Genomic DNA, 19,113 nt, shown 5'->3' on the forward strand with positions numbered 1-19,113 from the left:
CACCCGTCTTTCGTGCCCTGCTGCCCCGCGGGCCCCCCCGCCCCCCCCCCCCCCCCGGCGGTGGGCCGCAAGGCGGCCCCCATGGCCGGGTCAGGATGTTTGTGGCATCTCACCCTTGGCCAGGCGCCGGTTGATGTCGGCGATCACTTCGGGCAGTTCGTTGATGGTGTCGATCAGGTAGTGCGGCCGGGAGCCGGCGAACAGGGCGTGGATGCGCTGGCGCTCGCTTTCCAGCTTTTCGGCGCTCAGCGCGCGATAGCCTTCCCAGGTCAGCCCCAGGGCATTGCCCGAGCACACCAGAGCCACGGTCCACATGCCGGCGCGGCGGCCTTCGAGAATACCTGGTACGGTGTCGTCGACCTTCACGCACGCCGCCACATCGTCGATACCCAGCGCGATCACGTTGGCCAGGGCCTGGGCCGGCCATGGGCGGCCGTTCGGGGTTTCGTCGGTGGCCACCACATGGTCGGCCACATAGCCGTTTTGCGCGGCCAGCTCCACCACCTTGTCCATCACCACCTTCGGGTAGCCCGAGCAAGAGCCGATCTTCAGGCCTTCCTGGCGCAGGCCGGTGAGTGTGTCCAGGGCGCCAGGGATCAGCGCCGAGTGCACGGCGATCTTTTCGATCTGCAGCGGCATGAAGCGGTTGTAGATGGCGGTGACATCATCGTCGGTCGGGGTACGGCCGAACACCTTGCGGTAGCGCTCGGCAATTTCTGGCACATCGCACAGAGTGCGGATGTGGTCCCACTTGCCCATGCCCATCGGGCCGCGGGCTTCTTCGATGGACACCTGCACATCGAATTCGGCAAAGGCTTCGACAAAGATCTGGGTCGGGGCGAAGGAGCCGAAGTCGACCACGGTGCCGGCCCAGTCGAGGATGGCGGCTTGCAGCTGGGTGGGGTTGCTGTAGTTCATGTGTGCTTGTTCCTGAATTGGGTGGGCAAAGGGTCAGATGTCCAGCACTTCCATTTCCCGCAGCACCTCGGCCACGGCATTCACGGCGGCCTGCATGCCATCCGCTCCGACCACGCCGATGCAGCCGACACGGAAGGTTTCCACCTGGGTCAGCTTGCCCGGGTAGAGTATGAAACCCTTGGCCTTGACCCGTTCGTAGAAGTCCTTGAACTGGTAGCGGGGATCGTTCGGTGCGTGGAAGGTGACGATGATCGGCGCCTGGATCTCGGCAGGCAGGAAGCTGCGCAGGCCGATGGCGGCCATGCCATCGAGCAAGGTCTTGCAGTTGTCGGCGTAGCGCTGGTGGCGCGCTGGCAGGCCCCCTTCCTCGTTGTATTGCTGCAGCGCTTCGTGCAGGGCTGCGACCACGTGAGTCGGCGGGGTGAAGCGCCACTGGCCGGTCTTGGCCATGTAGGTGTGCTGGTCGTGCAGGTCCATGGCCAGCGAATGGGCATTGCCTTCGGCTGCGGCCAGGGCGGTTTTCTCGGCGAACACGAAGCCCATGCCAGGTACCCCTTCCAGGCATTTGCCGGAGGCGGCGATCAGCGCCTCGAAGGGGATGGCGCGGGCATCGATCGGCAGTGCGCCGAACGAGCTCATGGCGTCGATGATCAGGCGCTTGCCGTGGCCTTTGACCACTTGGGCGATCTCGGGCAGCGGGTTGAGAATACCGGTGCTGGTTTCGCAGTGGATCAGCGCGACATGGGTGATGGCGGGGTCGGCGGCCAGCAGGCGGTCGACGTCGGCGGCGGTGGTCGGCTGGTCTTCGGCAGTTTCGAAGGTGCTGTAGGCACGGCCCAGCACTTTGCATATCTTCGCCAGGCGCTGGCCATAGGCGCCATTGATCAGCACCAGGACCTTGCCATCACGCGGCACCAAGGTGCCGATGGCCGCTTCCACGGCGAAGGTGCCGCTGCCTTGCAGGGGGACGCAGTGGTGGCTGGCGCTGCCGTCGATGATGGCCAGCAGTTGCTCGCAGACACTGGCAGTCAGTTGGTTGAAGTCGCGGTCCCAGGAGCCCCAGTCCACCAGCATTGCTTGGCGGGTGCGGATTGATGTGGTCAGGGGACCTGGGGTCAGCAGAATCGGGGCGTTGCTCATTCCGTTATTCCTCACAAGCGGTGGGCTGAAACTACGGGGCCTAGGTTGCAATTGGCGCTGTCATCAATCAAATTGTTTGTTGTTATTCGAGCTATAAGTCAGGCCGATAAATATGAACCTGTTCCAGTTGCGTGCCTTCGATGCCGTGGCCCGTGAGGGCAGCTTCACCCGTGCCGCCGCACGCCTGTTCATCAGCCAGCCGGCAGTGACCGGGCACGTGAAGGCGCTGGAGGAGCACTACCAGATCACCTTGCTGCGGCGTACCGCGCGGCGGGTGGAGTTGACCGAAGAGGGCACCCGCCTGGCGGCCATCACCCGCGCCATGTTCGGCCTGGCCGAAGAGGCGCAGGCCATGCTCGAGGCCAACCGCCAATTGCTGACCGGGCGCCTGGAGGTGGCGGCCGATGGCCCGCACCGGGTCATGCCGATGCTGGCGCTGCTGCGCGAGCGCTACCCGGGCATTACCGTCAACCTGCGCCTGGGTAATGCCCAGGAAACCTTGGCGGCATTGCTCAGCGAGCATGCCGATGTGGCCGTGCTGACCGAGATCGAGCCGCGCAAAGGCCTGCATTTGCAGAACCTGTGCGAGTCGCGGTTGTGCGCCTTGCTGCCGGCGGGGCATGCCTGGGCCAACGGCGATGGCGACTTGCCGCTGGCTGAGCTGCACCAGCAGATCATGGTGTTGCGCGAACCCAGCTCCACTACGCGGCGCACCTTCGACAAGGCCTGCAGCAAGGCCGCCGTGCAACCTCGGGTGCTGCTGGAACTGGATAGCCGCGAGGCGGTGACCGAAGCGGTGGCCTCGGAGCTGGGCATTGGCGTGGTCTCGTCCACCGAAGTGGCCAATGACCCGCGGGTAGTGGCGCGGCCACTGGCCGGTGACGGCCTGGTCAACCAGCACCTGATCGGCTGCCTGGAGCGTCGCCGCGAACTGCGCCTGATCCAGGCGTTTCTCGGCCTGGCGGCGGGGCTGTGATGGCTGTTTTCAGCGGGGCGGCCTAAGATGGCCGGCATTGAGCCGACAGGACTGTCGATGAGCGAGAAAGACACCATTTCCATGCAGCTGGTGCGCGAGGCGCTGTTGCAGACGTGCCCCGCCGGCGAGCCCGATACCGGCTTGCTGGCCCGGGCGGGTATCGCCGTCGAACAGCTGCACCTGCCAGCGGCTCGAGTCAGCGCCGAGTCCTATGCCCGGCTCTGGCGTCTGCTGGCGCGGCGCTGCAACGATGAGTTCTTCGCCATGGACCCGCGCGGTCTGCGCAGCGGCAGCCTGGCGTTCATGTGCCGCGCCAGCATGGGCCAACCGAACCTGGGCGCCGGCCTGGAAACCGCGCTGGCGTTCCTGTCACTGATGCTTGAAGACCTGCAGCCAAGCCTGGTGCGCCAGCAAGGCCTGGCCGAAATCGTCATCAACGAACCGCGTGACACACCGCGCCGCGCTTTCACCTATTTCACCTTCTGGATGATTGTGCACGGTGTGACTTGCTGGCTGGCCGGGCGGCGTATCCCTATCCTGGCCATCGATCTGCGCTGTGCCGAGCCGCCGTTCTGCGATGACTACCGGGTGATGTTTTCGGAGAACCTGCAGTTCGAGCGCCCGCGTACGCGCATGATCATCGCTGCCGACTGCCTCGAGCTGCCGCTGCGGCGCAGCGAAGAAGAACTGCAGCGCTTTCTGGCCGAGGCGCCGGGCAACATCCTGGTCAAGTACCGTGACCCGGCCAGCCTCGGGCGGCGCATTCGCACCGATCTGCTGCGCCTGGACCCTGGGCAGTGGCCCGACGGCGACAGCCTGGCGCGCCAGTTGTGCCTGTCACCCTCGACCCTGCGCCGACGGCTGGCCGAGGAGGGGCAGAATTACCAAGGCCTGAAGGACAGCGTGCGACGTGAGCTGGCGATTGCCTGGCTGAGCCAGGAAGATGCGGCCATGGGCGAAATCGCCGAGCGCCTGGGCTTTGCCGACAGCAGTTCGTTCTACAAGGCGTTTCGCAAGTGGTTCGGCTGCAACCCCGGGCATTACCGGGCGCTGGTCCTCAAACGCGGCAGTGGCGGCTAGGGAACCACGCCTTCCCGCTGTCGGCCGCCGCCGCTGGCGAGCATCGTGACAAGTCGATCACTGATCAGGAAATCGACCATGTCTCAACCTGCCGTGCACCCCAAGTTGCTTCACCCCGCCGAAGACTTCATCGCGCAAGGCTTGCCAGCCTGGCTGAAGGCGGCCAAGCCAAAGCAGCTTGCCATGCTGCAGCTGCGTTTCAACGCCTATCTGGCGAGTCAGCGGCAAATGGCAGGCTTCGCCGACCGCCTGCAGCCTCTGGACCGTTTTGCCAAGCAGCTGCTCGAGCCTGCCTTGCGCCAGGACAGCCAGCTGAAACTGCAGGTTGACCTGGACAAGCTGGTGTGGCGTGAAACACGCGCACGGCTGGATGTGAGAGCAGGATTGATCCCTGATTATCAACCGTACTTTGTGCGCATGCCGGCCTTGCAAAAGCTGTTGCAGAATTTCAAGGCCAACGAATCTTTCTTTCTCGGCACTGCCTTGACTCTCCCGCAGGCCCATCAGGCCGAGCAGGTGGTAAGCGAAGACTTCGATCGGATTGTCAGCCTGTGCCGTGAGGTGGATGTCGGCAGCGCCTATCAGCGGCACCTGGCGCAGGTGTTGACACCTGACTTTGAGAAGGCCCTGACCACCGACCGGCGTCTGGAACTGGCCGTGGCGGTCGAGATCGCGGCCATCAAGCAGCAGCTGGATCCGGAAGACCTGCTGGTGCTGCGTATCGCGTGCAAGGATGAACCCGCCGTGATCGATGGGCCGGTGCAGCTGGAGATCGGCGCGCTGCAGGTTCTTGGCTGCCGGGTGGACGGCGCGGTTGCCGTTGAATTGATCGAGCATTCCCAGTCCACGTTTTCCTTTGGTGTACCTGGGCGCTTGAAAAGAGTGATCCTGTACACCCCTGACGATCAGGCGCAACCCCTGCGCGCGTTCACCAGCTGGGATGAGGCGAACCGGGTCCTGGCCACGGCGATGGGCAACCAAGACTATCGACAGGCATTCGTGCGGCGCATCGCCTTGGGTGATCGCGCCACTTGCGAGCAGGCCCTGGCCACCCGCTTGCAGGATGCACAGCCTGACCTGGAACCTCGCAGGGTGGTGGAAGCGGGGGATGGTTTCGCGTCGATGGCCGCCTGGCATATGCGGCGAATCAAGGCCGATGCCCGCTTCCTTGCGGTGCCCACCGCCCAGGCCGATGACGCGGCTTCGGAGCAGCGCCTGGACGAGCTCAAGAGCGCCGGCCTGGTATTGCTCAACCTGGCGGGCCTTTTTGTGCCGGTCATCGGGGCTTTGTTGGTGGCGGACCTGGCCAGGCAACTGTTGACCGAGACTTTCGAGGGCGTGCGTGACTGGCAGCTGGGCCATCAGCATGAGGCTTTGGCGCATATGCTCCGGGTGGCCTTCAGTGTGGCAACCACGGGGGCGGTGGTCGTCGGTGTCCATCTGGCCCGCAGCGCATTCGTCGAAACCCTGGAGCCGGTCATCACCGAAGATGGCCGGCAACGGTTGTGGCGCAATGAGCTGGCGCCTTATCAGGAAACTACGCCGCCAGCACAGCTGACGGAGCTCGACAACGGCTTGCTCGCAGAGGGTACACGCCATTGGTGGCGGTTGGATGGTGCCTTGTATCGGGTAAGGCAAACCGCCAATGGCGCTTGGCGCTTGCTGCATGCCGAAGGCGACGCGGCGTTCGGGCCGGTGCTGGAGCGCTGCTCTGCGCGTGGCTGGCGGCTGGCTTATGAGCGGCCATTGGAATGGCAGGGTGCTGCACTGTTGCTTGGGCGGCTTTGGCCGACAGCGACCGCGATGGACGCTGTGCGGATGGAGCAGGTGCTGACGGTCGCGGATGTTGACGAGGCCTACCTGCGTGGCCTGCTGGTGGAGCGGCGAAGGATGCCGGTGCAGCTGCGCGATACCTTGCAGCGCTTTGCCGTGGACGCGCGCGCGCAGGCCTTTTTCAGCCGGTTGGAAGCGGGGGAGGCCAATACCGATACCGAGCTGTGGCAATGGTGCATCGAACGGTTGCAACTGCAGGGTGAAACCCTCGAAGAACAGGCGCTGTCGATCGGTGACGCGGCAATCGAGTTGCGTGAAGCAATGCTCGAGCACTTCTCCAGGCTTTACCTGGCCGACGACCCGCTGCTGGGATTGATTCAGCGAGACTTCCCGACGCTGCCAGACGCCTATGCCCTCGATGTGCTCGAGCAGGCCACCGAGGCTATGCGCTTGCGCATGCAAGCAGAGTCTCGTTTGCCGCTGGCGTTGGCTGAACATGCGCGGGTGGCCCTGCAGCTGGCGCGCCTGACGCGCATGCGCGAAGCGTTGTACCTGCAAGGCAGTTACCGGCCGGAAGTGGTTGCGCTGGCTTTTGCCCTGCTGCGTTGGCATGGCCCAGGCGCTGGAGATTTCAACCTGATATTGCGCCGTAACCCGTATGCCGGGGCGGCGATGGAACGGCTGTTCGCTGAGACCGACCTTGAGCATGCAGTGGTGCTGGTCAGACGGCAGGGGCGCTTCCAGCTCTACAACAGCAGAGGCTTGCCGGATGAGCGCGAGGTCGCCGAGCCCCAGGGGCTGTTCGAAGTGCTGGCTGCTTGCCTGCCCGTGGAATACCGGGTGCGACAGGGGTGGGATGGCGCCGATGCGCCGGCCAGAATTCGCAAGCAGATGCAGGCCTGGCTACCCCGTGACCGGCAGGCTGTGCTGCGCCTGCTCGGCTGGCGGGAGGCAAGGCCCATGGCATCGCCCATGCAGCGTTTGGCCGATGGCCGACTGGGCTATCCACTGGGGGGCTGCCAGTCGTGCATTGGCTCGCCTGAGCGCGTGGTGCGGCAGCGGGTGCGCGCCTTGTACCCCGGTATTGGAGATGTCGGTGTCGATCGCTATATCCAGACTCTGTTGGACATGCGTGGGGGCTTGTTCGAGAATTTGCTGCGTGTCGAGCAGGAATACCGTCGCTTGGATGACAGCTTGCTGGCCTGGGTTGCAGAGGGGGCGGGCAGCGCCAGCCGCGCACGTCGACGAGTCGCAGATTCGTTGCGGCGTGCCTGGCAGATGCGCAGTGATCGCTTCGTCGGGGCTATCGGCAATGATGCGATGCTCAGCCTGAGCATCGTCGCCGTACCGGTCGGCGGCCTGCCCGTGTTGCCGGTCGGGACGGACTTCTCGCACGTGTCGGAATTGACCCTGTCAGCGCTCGGTCTGGACGCCATCCCGTCGGGGTTCCTCGCCTGCTTCCCGGATCTGCTGTGCCTGGACATGAGCGACAACGCCTTGCGTGCGCTACCTGAGGGGCTGGAGCGGTTGACCGCCTTGCGCCAGTTGCTGATGCCGCGTAACCGTATTCGTATCTCGGCGCCACAGGCCAATGTGCTGACCGGCCTGGCGCTCTTGCGTTCGCTGGACCTGAGTGACAACCCGCTCGGCAACATCAGGCTACAGTTCGATCGGTTGCCCAGCCTGCGGATTCTGCGTTTGAACCGCGTACAGATGACAGCGCTGCCCTCGGGCCTGGAGTGGTGTGGCCTGTTGGTGTTCGCCGATCTTCGCAACAACCAGATAGCCGAGTTGCCGGCAGCCTTGTTCCAGGCCCCGCTGCAGTTGCGCCGTGCCATGCACCTGGAGGGCAATGCGCTGGCAGTGCAGGATCTCGAGCGCCTGTATGGCGCCGAACGCCTGCTGGCCTCGCCCCGCCCGCAACGGCACGCCTCTGCCCGGGAAGAATGGCTGCAGACCCTGGACCCAGCGGTGCGGCAGGCGCAGGAAGGGAAATGGAATGCGCTGAATGCCGAGCCCGGCAGCTTGGCGTTCTTCGAGCTGCTGAGGCAACTGACGACCACGGCCGAGTTCAGCAAAGCATCGGCCGAACTCGGGTTCAGGGTATGGGCAATGCTGGATGCGGCCCATGCCGATACCGCCACGCGCATGGCGCTGTTTGACCTGGCAGCCGAGCCCACCACCTGTGTGGACAGCGTTTCCACCTTGTTCAGCCGCCTTGAGGTGCGCATGCATGTCGAGCAGGCCACCCGCGGTGGTGACCCGATATCGACCCGCGCGGCACGCTTGCAGTTGGCCAAGCGGTTGTTTCGCGTGCACTGGGTAGAGAAAATCGCCCGACGCGAAATCGACGCCCGCTACCAGGATGGACGCTGGAGCCGAGGCGGCCACGATGAAGAGGAAGTGGAGGTCAACCTTGCCTACCTCAGCGGCCTGGCCCAGCGCCTGGACCTGTTGGGCCAGCCGCGCCATATGCAATTTGGCAGGCTGGCCAACGTGTCGCCGCTGCAACTGGAGGAGGCTTGCAAGGAAGTGCTGCAGGTGGAGGCGGGCGAGCAACGTATCGTGTTCATCAGTGAACGTGATTTCTGGTTGCCGGTACTTCGAGCAGAGCATCCTGACGACTTCGAAGCCCTGGAAACGCAATTCACCGTTCGGCTGGAGGCATTGGACGAGCAAAGAGAAGCCTTGACCAGTGACGAGTACTGGAACCTGAGCAATGCCCTGCGCGATGAGCGCGAGCAGGCCCTGGCCAGCCTTGCCCAGCGCCTGACGCGCGAAGCGATCATGGCGCCAAAGGTGCAGTGACAACGCTTCACGGGCGGCACACGGTGTGCCGCCCCGTTTCTATCGCAGGGGTTCCCTCTGCGCAAGCACCGGCAGGTTGTACACCATGCTTGGCTCTCGCAGCCATCCAGGGACCTGCAATGCCCCGCGAATCACAAGCCCCACAGCTCGCCTCTGTGTCTTCCAACCACTTGCACGACGGTTTCATTGGTGACCGATTGCCTGCCTGGCTCAAACAGGCCACGCAGAGCCAGGTCCGCGCCTTGCGCGAAAGCCTGGACGCCCATCATGCCACCCAGGCCAGGTTGCGCGGGATCACCCTGGCGTTGCCGTCACCACGGCAGTTTGCCGAACGGCAATTCGCCAGTTTGTTGCGCGAGCCGCTGCCGGGCGACGTAGCGTTCTGGCAGTTGGAGTGGCTGGAGGTTTCCCATCGTTTCTCGTCCACGCTGGGCGCTGAGCCGCAATTTCCCACTTACGGGCAACGTCGTGAGAACGGCTTGTTGCGCCTGATGCGCAACTTTGCCGCCAGCAACGATTTCTACCTGGGAACCGGGTTGGTCGCCCCGGGGCAGGAACGGGTACTGTCGCGGGGGACCGATGAGCTGGTCGAAGCTTGCCGCAAACTGGACGCCGGGCGCCTGTATCAGCAGGAGCTGGACCGCACATTCGATGCTGCGGCACTGCGCGTCCTCAGTGAAGACAAACGCTCCGGGCTGCGCCTGGCCGTGCAGGTAGCTGCGCTGAAAGGCGAGATCACCGAGCCGGTAAAAGAGGCATTGCACGCTTTGGTGGATAAACCCGCGGGCCATCAATCCGCTGGCCTTACTGGCCATCCGGGCCTGCTCGAAGCCCTCGGTTGCCCAGTGGCAGATGGTGTATGGATTCAACTTCGTGACATACATGGGCAAACGCAGGGCGGCGTGCTCTACCTGGCCAGCGACCCGGTCCAGGCGTTGCGATACTTTGACAGCCAGGACTCGATCAACCGCGCGCTGGTGGCAGAGCTGCGCCACGAACCCTACCGCCAGGCGTTCAGCCAGCTGATAGGCCTGGGTCAACGTGCCGGGTTCATGCACAAGTTGCGGGCACGCCTGGAGGATGACCAGCCGGACCTGGAACTCGATGGCAGCGTGCCGCAGCATGACATCTTTCAGGCGCTGGCTGCACAGCAGACAAACCGGGTGAAGCAGGATGGCCGCCTGTTGCTGGTGCCGACCGCCGATGCCGATGAAGCCGCGTCGCGTGAGCGGCATGAGGCGTGGAAGGCCGCCGGTTTCGATGTGCTCAACCTGGCTGGTCTGTTCATTCCGGTGGTGGGCGGTTTGCTACTCGGGCAACTGGTGGCCCAGGCCCTCTCGGAGGTTTTCGAGGGTGCTCAGGATTGGTCGCGAGGCCATCAGCACGAAGCGTTGGAGCACATGCTCGGGGTTGCCGAGATACTGGCGGGCACCGCCGCAACGGTAGCGGGTGTCACTATCGTGCGCAGCGCGTTCGTCGCGGCGCTGGAGCCGGTAAGGCTCGCCAATGGGGCGGGGCGTTTGTGGTCCCGAGATCTGGCAGCCTTTGCCTCGACCCCTGAAATGACCACCTTGGGTGCGGACGGGGCTTATGTGGATGGCGAGCGCCGCTGGATGAAGGCAGACGGAGTTTTCTACGAGCTTCATCGGCCTGACCCTGATGGCCCTTGGCGCCTGCGCCACCCCAGCCGCGCAGAGGCGTACGGCCCGGTCGTGCTGCACAATGGGGAACGTAGCTGGCGCCTGATGCACGATGAGCCACAGGGCTGGCGCGACCCTGCGAAAATGCTCGATACCCTTTGGCCGCGCGATCAACCGTTCGATAGCCAGCAGGCGCAGCAGATCTTGCGCATTGCCGGCATCGATCAGGACGAACTTCGCGGGCTGCTGGTGGAAAACCGGCGAACGCCCGCCACCTTGCGGGAAACCCTAAGGGCATTCGATGCCGATGCCCGAATCGACACGTTCTTTCGCCACCTGGAACACGACACTGTCTCTGATCAGGACCTGCAGTTGCTGGCCTGGTGCGAGGCCCGAACGGGCAGCAAAAAAGGGCGTGCCGCGGTGCTTGCGGACCGGCCAGCGTCGAGCGACCTGCTGTTCGCACGGCTGACAGGCCTGCCCGAATCGGCGGAGCCTTTGCTCAAGCCGCTGATGGCGGTGGGGCTGCCGGAAGCCTATGCGCGCGATCTGGCCGATGGAGCAAGTCACGAGGCTCGCCAGGAGTTCGTCAGTGGTGGGAAGTTGCCGCAAAGCTTGGCCACCCAGGCCAGGTCGTTGTGCTCGGTGGCGAAGGTGAGCAGGGCCCTGGCAGGGCTTTATCTACCGAGCGCGTACAGCAACGAAACGGGCATGCTGGTGTTGGCATTGCTGAATGTCGAGGCCATTGAAGCGTTCAGCCTGGCGTTGAGCAATGCTGCTGCGGATGCCGTGGCGTTGAAGCGCATCGGTTCGCTTGGCGACGCGGCCGAGCAGCGGGTGCTGGTGCGTGAGCAAGGGGTCTTTGCCTTGTATGACGGGCAAGGCCGAAAACTCGCGATGCAGCCACCTTCCTCGGATATATTCCAGGCCGTGCTGGCCGCGCTCGAATCGCGCAACCTGCTGGGCCGGTTGGGCCTTGCGGAGAATGCCGATGCCCAGCGCTTGCGCGAGAAGCTCATGGTGCACCTGGGTACCCATGGGGAAATCGCCGACATGCTGGGCTGGGCGCCGACGGAGCGTTGGTTCAACCCCGGCCAGCGCCTTGCCGATGGCCGCGTCGGTTACCTGCTCAGCGGGCGCGCGTCACCGCTGACCACCCCCAGGGACCAGCTGCGGGCCGGCCTGAGGCGATTCTTCCCGGGGCTGGGCGATTCGCTGGAAACGCAAGTTGACCGCTGGCTGCTGCAGAATGTGCCGGTCGCCGATGCGCTCATGGCGCTGCAGGACGATTTTGAGCAGTTGAACCGCGCGCTCAATCGCTGGGTGTCGGCTGCACTGAGTGACACATTGCGGGCCCGGCGGCAATTGTTCGCCGAACGACTGCTGCGTGCCTGGCAGGCGCTTGGCGACCATGTGGTGGTCGACAGTGACGGCAAGCGCCAGGGGCTGCGCCTGGTCCTGAATGATATGCCAGCGGATTCGTTGCCTGTCTTGCCCGCGGCTGTCGATTTCTATCACGTCACCACCCTGGTATTGAGCGAGACGTCTATCGGGGTGGTGAACGAGGAGTTTCTGCGCGCATTCACCTACCTGCAGGAGCTGGACATGAGGCACAACCAGCTGCTGCGTTGCCCGCGCGGGCTAGGCTACCTGACCAACCTGCGCCGGTTGCGCCTGGGGCATAACCGCATTCGCCTGGATGCCCATGCCATCGAAGCCTTGAACGGGTTACCGCTGCTCAGTCACCTCGACCTGAGCCATAACAGCCCGCTTGGGGTTTACGAAATGCGCTTCCATCACCTCCCTCATCTGGTCGAGCTGAATTTGCGCCGCTGCGGGCTAAGCGAATGGCCAAGAGGGCTCGAGCTGTGCGGCTTCCTGCAACGAGCCGACCTGCGTGACAATTTCCTGAGGGGTGTACCTGACGGCGTGCTGGCCATGCCGCTGGAGTTTCGCCAGCGTATCCTGGTCGATGGCAACCGCCTGACCATGGCCGATTACGGCAAGCTCTATGCCTTGGCGCCGCTGCTGGAGGAACCGGAGGCGGCGATTGGCCGCGCCTGGTGGGTCGGGTCCGATTCCGCCAGCCCTGAGCGGGGCGAGCTTTGGGACCGGCTGAGCACCCAGGACGAAAATGCCCGCTTGTTCGATTTGCTGGAGCTTTTGCAAGGCCTGTCGGACTTCAGCTGGCCCAAGTCTTATCTGTTGCGCATGGGCTGGCAATGCCTGTCGATCATGGCGACAGACGCCGAATTCGCTCGCCAGGTGCAACTGGCGGCAGCCGGTGCGGTAAAGGATGACAACGGTGCCATCGAGCTGTTCAGCCGGCTGCTGCGTCTGCATGCCGAGCGCGACGCGGCTGGCGATGGCGCCCAATCTCGTGGCCCGAGGTTGCTGGCGTTGGGGCGCGCCTTGCAGCGCCTGGACCGCCTTGACGAGTATGTCGAGGCCGAGCGGCAGAACCTCGAAGGCTTCGCCGAACCGGCAGTACTGGCGACGCTGGCAATGCGCTACAGGGTGCGCTTGCGCACCAGGCTCAGGTTGCCTTTCCAGCCTGCCAGAATGCGCCTCAGGGCGGCCGACGTAGGGCTGAGCGAGCATCGGCTGCAGTCGGCAGAGGCGGCCGTGGGAAGGGCGGACGCTCTCAATGATGTAGTGGCCGACCTGTGCACGCGCGCGTTCTGGCAGCGCTTTGTGCAGCAGTACTTTGCGCGGCCGTTCAGTGACCTGGAGCAACTTGGCGGTGAGCAGCGGGCGGTACTGGCGGCACGGCGTGGCGAGTTGGGTGAAGCACAGTACCTGAATGAGATACAGGCGCTGGATGCACAGCTGCGGGTCGATCGGCTGGCGTTGCGACTGCAACTGACCCGGCACTACGTGATCAGTCTGGAGCGCGCACCGGGCTGATGGCCACAGGCCAAACCGGTCATCCAGTTTGACAACTTAGGCCATTGCCGCGACGCCAACGCGGCGCGAACATCGTCGGACCGATGGTTCAACTCCAAAAACAAGAAACCAGGAGTCCGACGATGCGCGATTACACCGAGGCCGCTCGTGCGTTCGACCATGGCCAGGCTGCTGCTGCGGCGCTGCATGGCAACCTCGAAGCTCTGAATGCCTGTGTCGAATGTTGCGACCGCCATGCCGGTAAGGGCAAGACCGCACTGGTCTGGGAAGACCGCGACGGCAACAGCGCGCGGTTGAGCTTCGATCAGTTGCAGGCCCTGGCCGCCCGTTTCGCCAATGTGCTCCAGGCACAAGGCGTGGGAGCCGGTGACCGGGTTGCCGGCCTGATGCCTCGTACCCCCGAACTGCTGGTCACCATCCTCGCCACCTGGCGTCTCGGTGCTGTGTATCAGCCACTGTTCACCGCGTTCGGCCCCAAGGCCATCGAACATCGCCTGGAGCAGTCCCACGCCCGCGTGGTCGTCACCGACAGCCACAACCGCGCCAAGCTGGACGATGTGCACGCCTGCCCGACCATCATCACCGTCAATGCCCGCAGTGGCGAGCTGGACTTCCAGCAGTGCCTGTACGATGCCGCAGACAAATGCGAGCCGGTCATGCGCTCGGGCAACGACCCGTTCCTGCTGATGTTCACCTCCGGCACCACCGGCCCGGCCAAACCGCTGGAAGTGCCACTGCGTGCCATCGTCGCGTTCCAGGGCTACATGCGCGATGCCATCGACCTGCGCCCAGCGGACAACTTCTGGAACCTGGCCGACCCGGGTTGGGCCTATGGCCTCTATTACGCAGTCACTGGCCCGCTGTCGCTGGGCCATGCCACCACCTTCTACGATGGCCCGTTCAGTGTTGAAAGCTGCGCGCGGGTGATCGACAAGCTGGGCATCACCAATCTGGCCGGCTCGCCCACCGCGTATCGCCTGCTGATTGCCGCCGGGGATGACTTCTCGGCACCGATCAAGGGCCGCCTGCGGGTGGTAAGCAGTGCCGGTGAACCGCTCAACCCGGAAGTGATCCGCTGGTTCGCCGACGAACTGGGCGTGACCATCCACGACCACTACGGACAGACCGAACTGGGCATGGTGCTGTGCAACCACCATGGCCTGCAGCACCCGGTACACCTCGGCTCGGCCGGCTTCGCCATCCCCGGGCACCGCATCGTGGTGCTGGACGAGCAGGGTAACGAACTGCCCGCCGGCCAGCCGGGTATCCTCGCGGTCGACCGTGAGCAGTCGCCACTGTGCTGGTTCGCGGGCTACCACGGCCTGCCGACCAAAGCCTTCGTCGGCAAGTACTACCTCAGCGGCGACACCGTCGAGCTGAACCAGGACGGCAGCATCAGCTTCGTCGGCCGCAGCGACGATGTGATCACTACCTCCGGCTACCGGGTCGGCCCGTTCGACGTGGAAAGCGCGCTGATCGAGCACCCGGCGGTGATCGAAGCGGCAGTGATCGGCAAACCGGACCCGGAGCGCACCGAGCTGATCAAGGCCTTCGTGGTATTGGCCAGCGGTTACCTGGGCAGTGCCGAGCTTGAGGAGGCTTTGCGCCAGCACGTGCGTCAGCGCCTGTACGCCCACGCCTACCCAAGGGAAATCGAATTCGTCAGCGAGCTGCCCAAGACCCCGAGCGGCAAGCTGCAACGCTTCATCCTGCGCAACCAGGAAGTCGCCAAACAACAAGCGCAACAGGCCACCCCTGCCAGCGCCTGAAAGGAAACCGATCATGCAAATAGCCAACAAACACTTCATCGTCAGCGGTGCCGCCTCCGGGCTCGGTGCTGCTACCGCCCAGATGCTGGTCGAGGCCGGCGCCAAGGTCATGCTGGTCGACCTCAATGCCCAGGCCGTCGAAGCCAAGGCCCGCGAGCTGGGCGAAAACGCCCGTTTTGCGGTCGCCGACATCAGCGACGAGCAGGCCGCCCAGGCGGCGGTGGATGCGGCTGTCAGCGCCTTTGGGAGCCTGCACGGGCTGGTCAACTGCGCCGGTATCGTCGGTGCCGAGAAAGTGCTGGGCAAGCAGGGCCCGCATGGCCTTGCCAGCTTTGCCAAGGTCATCAATGTCAACCTGATCGGCAGCTTCAACCTGCTGCGCCTGGCCGCTGCGGCCATGGCCGAAGGGGCTGCCGATGAGGGGGGCGAGCGCGGGGTGATCATCAACACCGCTTCCATCGCCGCCTATGACGGCCAGATCGGCCAGGCCGCCTACGCTGCTTCCAAAGGCGCCATCGCCAGCCTGACCCTGCCGACCGCTCGCGAACTGGCGCGCTTCGGCATCCGAGTGATGACCATCGCCCCGGGCATCTTCGAAACGCCGATGATGGCCGGTATGACCGAGGAAGTACGCGCCTCACTGGCCGCCGGTGTGCCTTTCCCACCGCGCCTGGGTCGCCCGCAGGAATATGCCGCGCTGGCCCGCCACATCATCGAGAACAGCATGCTCAACGGCGAGGTGATCCGCCTCGACGGTGCACTGCGCATGGCTGCCAAGTAAGGAGAGCGAACATGACCCTCGCCAATGACCCGATCGTTATCGTCAGCGCCGTGCGCACGCCCATGGGCGGCCTGCAGGGCGACCTCAAGAGCCTGACCGCGCCGCAGCTGGGCAGCGCCGCCATCCGTGGTGCCGTGGAGCGCGCTGGCATCGATGCCACCAGTGTCGAGCAGGTGCTGTTCGGCTGCGTGCTGCCGGCAGGCCAGGGCCAGGCACCGGCGCGCCAGGCCGCGCTGGGCGCCGGGCTGGACAAGCACACCACCTGCACCACCCTGAACAAGATGTGTGGTTCGGGCATGCAGGCGGCGATCATGGCCCATGACCTGCTGCTGGCCGGTACCGCCGATGTGGTGGTGGCCGGTGGCATGGAAAGCATGACCAACGCACCGTACCTGCTGGACAAGGCCCGTGGCGGCTACCGCATGGGCCATGGCAGGATCATCGACCACATGTTCATGGACGGCCTGGAAGATGCCTACGACAAGGGCCGCCTGATGGGCACCTTTGCCGAAGACTGCGCCCAGGCCAATGCCTTCAGCCGCGAAGCCCAGGACCAGTTCGCCATTGCCTCGCTGACCCGCGCCCAGGACGCCATCAAGAGCGGTCGCTTTGCTGCCGAGATCGTGCCGGTCGAGGTCATCGAGGGCAAAGAGAAGCGCGTCATCAAGGACGACGAACAACCGCCCAAGGCGCGCCTGGACAAGATCCCGCAGCTCAAGCCGGCCTTCCGCGAAGGGGGCACGGTGACTGCCGCCAACTCCAGCTCGATTTCCGACGGTGCCGCGGCACTGGTGCTGATGCGCCGCTCCGAAGCCGACAAGCGCGGCCTCAAGCCGCTGGCGGTGATCCACGGGCACGCCGCCTTTGCCGACACCCCGGCACTGTTCCCGACCGCGCCGATCGGCGCCATCGACAAACTGATGAAACGCACCGGCTGGAACCTGGCCGAGGTCGACCTGTTCGAGATCAACGAGGCCTTTGCCGTGGTCACCCTGGCGGCCATGAAACACCTCGACCTGCCGCACGACAAGGTCAATATCCATGGCGGCGCCTGCGCCCTTGGCCACCCGATCGGCGCTTCCGGCGCACGCATCCTGGTGACCCTGCTGTCGGCCCTGCGCCAGAACAACCTGCGCCGTGGCGTGGCGGCCATCTGCATTGGCGGTGGCGAGGCCACGGCCATGGCAGTCGAATGCCTGTATTGAGGTGAACCATGCTGGTAACTGACGAGCAACAACAGATCGCCGACGCGGTACGCGCCTTTGCCCAGGAGCGCCTGAAGCCGTTTGCCGAGCAATGGGACAAGGAACACCGCTTCCCCAAAGAGGCCATCGACGAGATGGCCGAGCTGGGCCTGTTCGGCATGCTGGTGCCGGAGCAGTGGGGCGGCAGCGACACCGGCTACGTGGCCTATGCCATGGCCTTGGAGGAAATCGCCGCCGGTGACGGCGCCTGCTCGACCATCATGAGCGTGCACAACTCGGTGGGTTGTGTGCCGATCCTGCGTTTTGGCAGCGAGCGGCAGAAAGAGCAGTTCCTCACCCCGCTGGCCAGCGGTGCGATGCTCGGCGCCTTCGCCCTGACCGAACCGCAGGCTGGCTCCGACGCCAGTAGCCTGAAGACCCGTGCACGTCTGGATGGCGACCACTACGTGCTCAATGGCAGCAAGCAGTTCATCACCTCCGGGCAGAACGCCGGGGTGGTGATCGTGTTCGCCGTGACTGACCCGGACGCGGGCAAGCGCGGCATCAGTGCCTTCATCGTGCCCACCGATTCGCCGGGCTACCAGGTGGCGAGGGTCGAGGACAAGCTCGGGCAGCACGCCTCCGATACCTGCCAGATCGTTTTCGATAATGTGCGCGTACCGGTGGCCAACCGTCTGGGCGCCGAAGGCGAGGGGTACAAGATTGCCTTGGCCAACCTCGAAGGCGGCCGCATCGGCATCGCCTCGCAGGCGGTGGGTATGGCCCGCGCGGCGTTCGAAGTGGCGCGCGACTACGCCAACGAGCGGCAGAGCTTCGGCAAGGCGCTGATCGAACACCAGGCGGTGGCCTTCCGCTTGGCCGACATGGCGACGAAGATTGCCGTGGCCCGGCAGATGGTGCTGCACGCCGCCGCGCTTCGCGATGCCGGGCGCCCGGCGCTGGTGGAAGCGTCGATGGCCAAGCTGTTTGCCTCGGAAATGGCCGAAAAGGTCTGTTCGGATGCCTTGCAGACCCTGGGCGGTTATGGCTATCTGAGTGACTTCCCGCTGGAGCGGATCTACCGCGACGTTCGGGTTTGCCAGATCTACGAAGGCACCAGCGACATTCAGCGCATGGTCATTGCGCGCAATCTTTGAAGGAGCAGACTGCATGGCATTCGAAACCATCCTGTTGGATATCCACGGCAAGGTCGGCCTTATCACCCTCAACCGCCCGCAGGCGCTGAACGCGCTGAATGCGCAGATCGTCGGCGAGATCAACCAGGCCCTGGACCAGCTCGAACGCGATCCGAACATCGGCTGCGTGGTGCTGACCGGTTCCGCCAAGGCCTTTGCCGCTGGTGCCGACATCAAGGAAATGGCCGAACTGCAATACCCGCAAATCTACGTTGACGACCTGTTCAGCGATGCCGACCGCATTGCCAACAGGCGCAAGCCGATCATTGCTGCAGTGTCCGGTTTTGCCCTGGGCGGTGGCTGCGAGCTGGCGATGATGTGCGACTTCATCCTGGCGGCGGACAATGCCAGGTTCGGCCAGCCGGAAATCAACCTTGGCGTGTTGCCGGGCATGGGCGGCACCCAGCGCCTGACCCGTGCGGTGGGCAAGGCCAAGGCCATGGAACTGTGCCTGACCGGTCGCCTTATGGGGGCTGAGGAAGCTGAGCGTGCTGGCCTGGTGGCGCGTATCGTGCCGCAGGCGGAGCTGGTGGAAGAGGCGCTGAAGGTGGCCGCGACCATTGCCAGCAAGTCGATTCCGGTGAGCATGATGGTCAAGGAGAGCGTCAACCGTGCGTTCGAAGTCACCCTAAGCGAGGGTGTGCGCTTCGAGCGACGGGTGTTCCATGCGGCGTTTGCTACCGAAGACCAGAAAGAGGGAATGGCTGCGTTCATTGCCAAGCGCGAGGCGCAGTTCAAGGACCGCTGATTGGAATCGGCATTGCCGTTGCCGTTGCTTTTGCTTTTGCTTTTGCTTTTAAGCGCGCAATAGTTCAGGCGCCGCCGATTGCGACTTCAGGAGGCCGAACGGAGGGACTGCGGAGGGAGGTGACGGGCATGGATGCCCGTCAAGCGCTGAGGCCCCATGGATGGGGCCTGCAGCGCGTACTCCCGGGAGCAGG

11 protein-coding genes are annotated in these 19,113 nt (G+C 64.6%); 9 read left to right on the forward strand and 2 right to left on the reverse strand.

Translation table 11 applies throughout. The features are described from left to right. Window positions 1–90: 90 nt before the first annotated feature. Both phnX and IRZ77_RS24905 read right to left on the reverse strand, forming a co-directional pair. Window positions 91–918, reverse strand: coding sequence for a phosphonoacetaldehyde hydrolase (phnX, locus tag IRZ77_RS24900; protein WP_046615903.1), 828 nt, complete (start codon window positions 916–918; stop codon window positions 91–93). A 33-nt stretch (window positions 919–951) separates the two neighbouring features. Beyond that, window positions 952–2,058, reverse strand: a complete 1,107-nt coding sequence (locus tag IRZ77_RS24905; RefSeq protein WP_046615904.1) for a 2-aminoethylphosphonate--pyruvate transaminase — start codon at window positions 2,056–2,058, stop codon at window positions 952–954. A gap of 112 nt (window positions 2,059–2,170) precedes the next feature. Between IRZ77_RS24905 and IRZ77_RS24910 the strand changes: the two genes are divergently transcribed. The 9 genes from IRZ77_RS24910 to IRZ77_RS24950 all read left to right on the forward strand — a co-directional run bounded on the left by IRZ77_RS24910 (window position 2,171) and on the right by IRZ77_RS24950 (window position 18,920). Then, window positions 2,171–3,034, forward strand: coding sequence for a LysR substrate-binding domain-containing protein (locus tag IRZ77_RS24910; RefSeq protein WP_046615905.1), 864 nt, complete (start codon window positions 2,171–2,173; stop codon window positions 3,032–3,034). Window positions 3,035–3,091: 57 nt separating this feature from the next. After that, window positions 3,092–4,114: an AraC family transcriptional regulator gene (locus IRZ77_RS24915; RefSeq protein ID WP_085601645.1), complete on the forward strand. Its 1,023-nt coding sequence runs from the start codon at window positions 3,092–3,094 to the stop codon at window positions 4,112–4,114. Window positions 4,115–4,192: 78 nt separating this feature from the next. Continuing rightward, window positions 4,193–8,695, forward strand: coding sequence for an NEL-type E3 ubiquitin ligase domain-containing protein (locus IRZ77_RS24920; RefSeq protein ID WP_196174571.1), 4,503 nt, complete (start codon window positions 4,193–4,195; stop codon window positions 8,693–8,695). A gap of 119 nt (window positions 8,696–8,814) precedes the next feature. After that, complete coding sequence (locus IRZ77_RS24925; RefSeq protein ID WP_196174572.1) at window positions 8,815–13,242, forward strand: dermonecrotic toxin domain-containing protein; 4,428 nt, start codon at window positions 8,815–8,817, stop codon at window positions 13,240–13,242. 122 nt (window positions 13,243–13,364) lie between these two features. Then, window positions 13,365–15,011 (forward strand): acyl-CoA synthetase, encoded by a 1,647-nt coding sequence (locus tag IRZ77_RS24930; protein ID WP_108481689.1) that lies wholly within the window; start codon window positions 13,365–13,367, stop codon window positions 15,009–15,011. Between the two features lie 13 nt (window positions 15,012–15,024). Beyond that, window positions 15,025–15,792: an SDR family NAD(P)-dependent oxidoreductase gene (locus IRZ77_RS24935; protein ID WP_013971831.1), complete on the forward strand. Its 768-nt coding sequence runs from the start codon at window positions 15,025–15,027 to the stop codon at window positions 15,790–15,792. 11 nt (window positions 15,793–15,803) lie between these two features. Beyond that, window positions 15,804–16,997, forward strand: a complete 1,194-nt coding sequence (locus tag IRZ77_RS24940) for an acetyl-CoA C-acyltransferase (protein ID WP_085601641.1) — start codon at window positions 15,804–15,806, stop codon at window positions 16,995–16,997. 8 nt (window positions 16,998–17,005) lie between these two features. Continuing rightward, window positions 17,006–18,133 carry an acyl-CoA dehydrogenase gene (locus IRZ77_RS24945; RefSeq protein WP_046615912.1) on the forward strand — a complete coding sequence of 376 codons (1,128 nt, stop codon included), beginning with the start codon at window positions 17,006–17,008 and terminating at the stop codon, window positions 18,131–18,133. A gap of 13 nt (window positions 18,134–18,146) precedes the next feature. Continuing rightward, window positions 18,147–18,920: an enoyl-CoA hydratase gene (locus IRZ77_RS24950; protein WP_046615913.1), complete on the forward strand. Its 774-nt coding sequence runs from the start codon at window positions 18,147–18,149 to the stop codon at window positions 18,918–18,920. Window positions 18,921–19,113 lie beyond the last annotated feature (193 nt).

Source organism: Pseudomonas pudica (genome assembly GCF_015680405.1).
Taxonomy (GTDB): domain Bacteria; phylum Pseudomonadota; class Gammaproteobacteria; order Pseudomonadales; family Pseudomonadaceae; genus Aquipseudomonas; species Aquipseudomonas pudica.

Excerpts from the sequence above, each read along its gene's own strand:
- IRZ77_RS24920 (WP_196174571.1), top strand. The coding sequence starts at position 4,193 with ATGTCTCAACCTGCCGTGCACCCCAAGTTGCTTCACCCCGCCGAAGAC.
- IRZ77_RS24940 (WP_085601641.1), top strand. The coding sequence starts at position 15,804 with ATGACCCTCGCCAATGACCCGATCGTTATCGTCAGCGCCGTGCGCACG.
- IRZ77_RS24945 (WP_046615912.1), top strand. The coding sequence starts at position 17,006 with ATGCTGGTAACTGACGAGCAACAACAGATCGCCGACGCGGTACGCGCC.
- IRZ77_RS24930 (WP_108481689.1), top strand. The coding sequence starts at position 13,365 with ATGCGCGATTACACCGAGGCCGCTCGTGCGTTCGACCATGGCCAGGCT.
- IRZ77_RS24910 (WP_046615905.1), top strand. The coding sequence starts at position 2,171 with ATGAACCTGTTCCAGTTGCGTGCCTTCGATGCCGTGGCCCGTGAGGGC.
- IRZ77_RS24935 (WP_013971831.1), top strand. The coding sequence starts at position 15,025 with ATGCAAATAGCCAACAAACACTTCATCGTCAGCGGTGCCGCCTCCGGG.
- IRZ77_RS24915 (WP_085601645.1), top strand. The coding sequence starts at position 3,092 with ATGAGCGAGAAAGACACCATTTCCATGCAGCTGGTGCGCGAGGCGCTG.
- phnX (WP_046615903.1), bottom strand. The coding sequence starts at position 918 with ATGAACTACAGCAACCCCACCCAGCTGCAAGCCGCCATCCTCGACTGG.
- IRZ77_RS24905 (WP_046615904.1), bottom strand. The coding sequence starts at position 2,058 with ATGAGCAACGCCCCGATTCTGCTGACCCCAGGTCCCCTGACCACATCA.
- IRZ77_RS24950 (WP_046615913.1), top strand. The coding sequence starts at position 18,147 with ATGGCATTCGAAACCATCCTGTTGGATATCCACGGCAAGGTCGGCCTT.
- IRZ77_RS24925 (WP_196174572.1), top strand. The coding sequence starts at position 8,815 with ATGCCCCGCGAATCACAAGCCCCACAGCTCGCCTCTGTGTCTTCCAAC.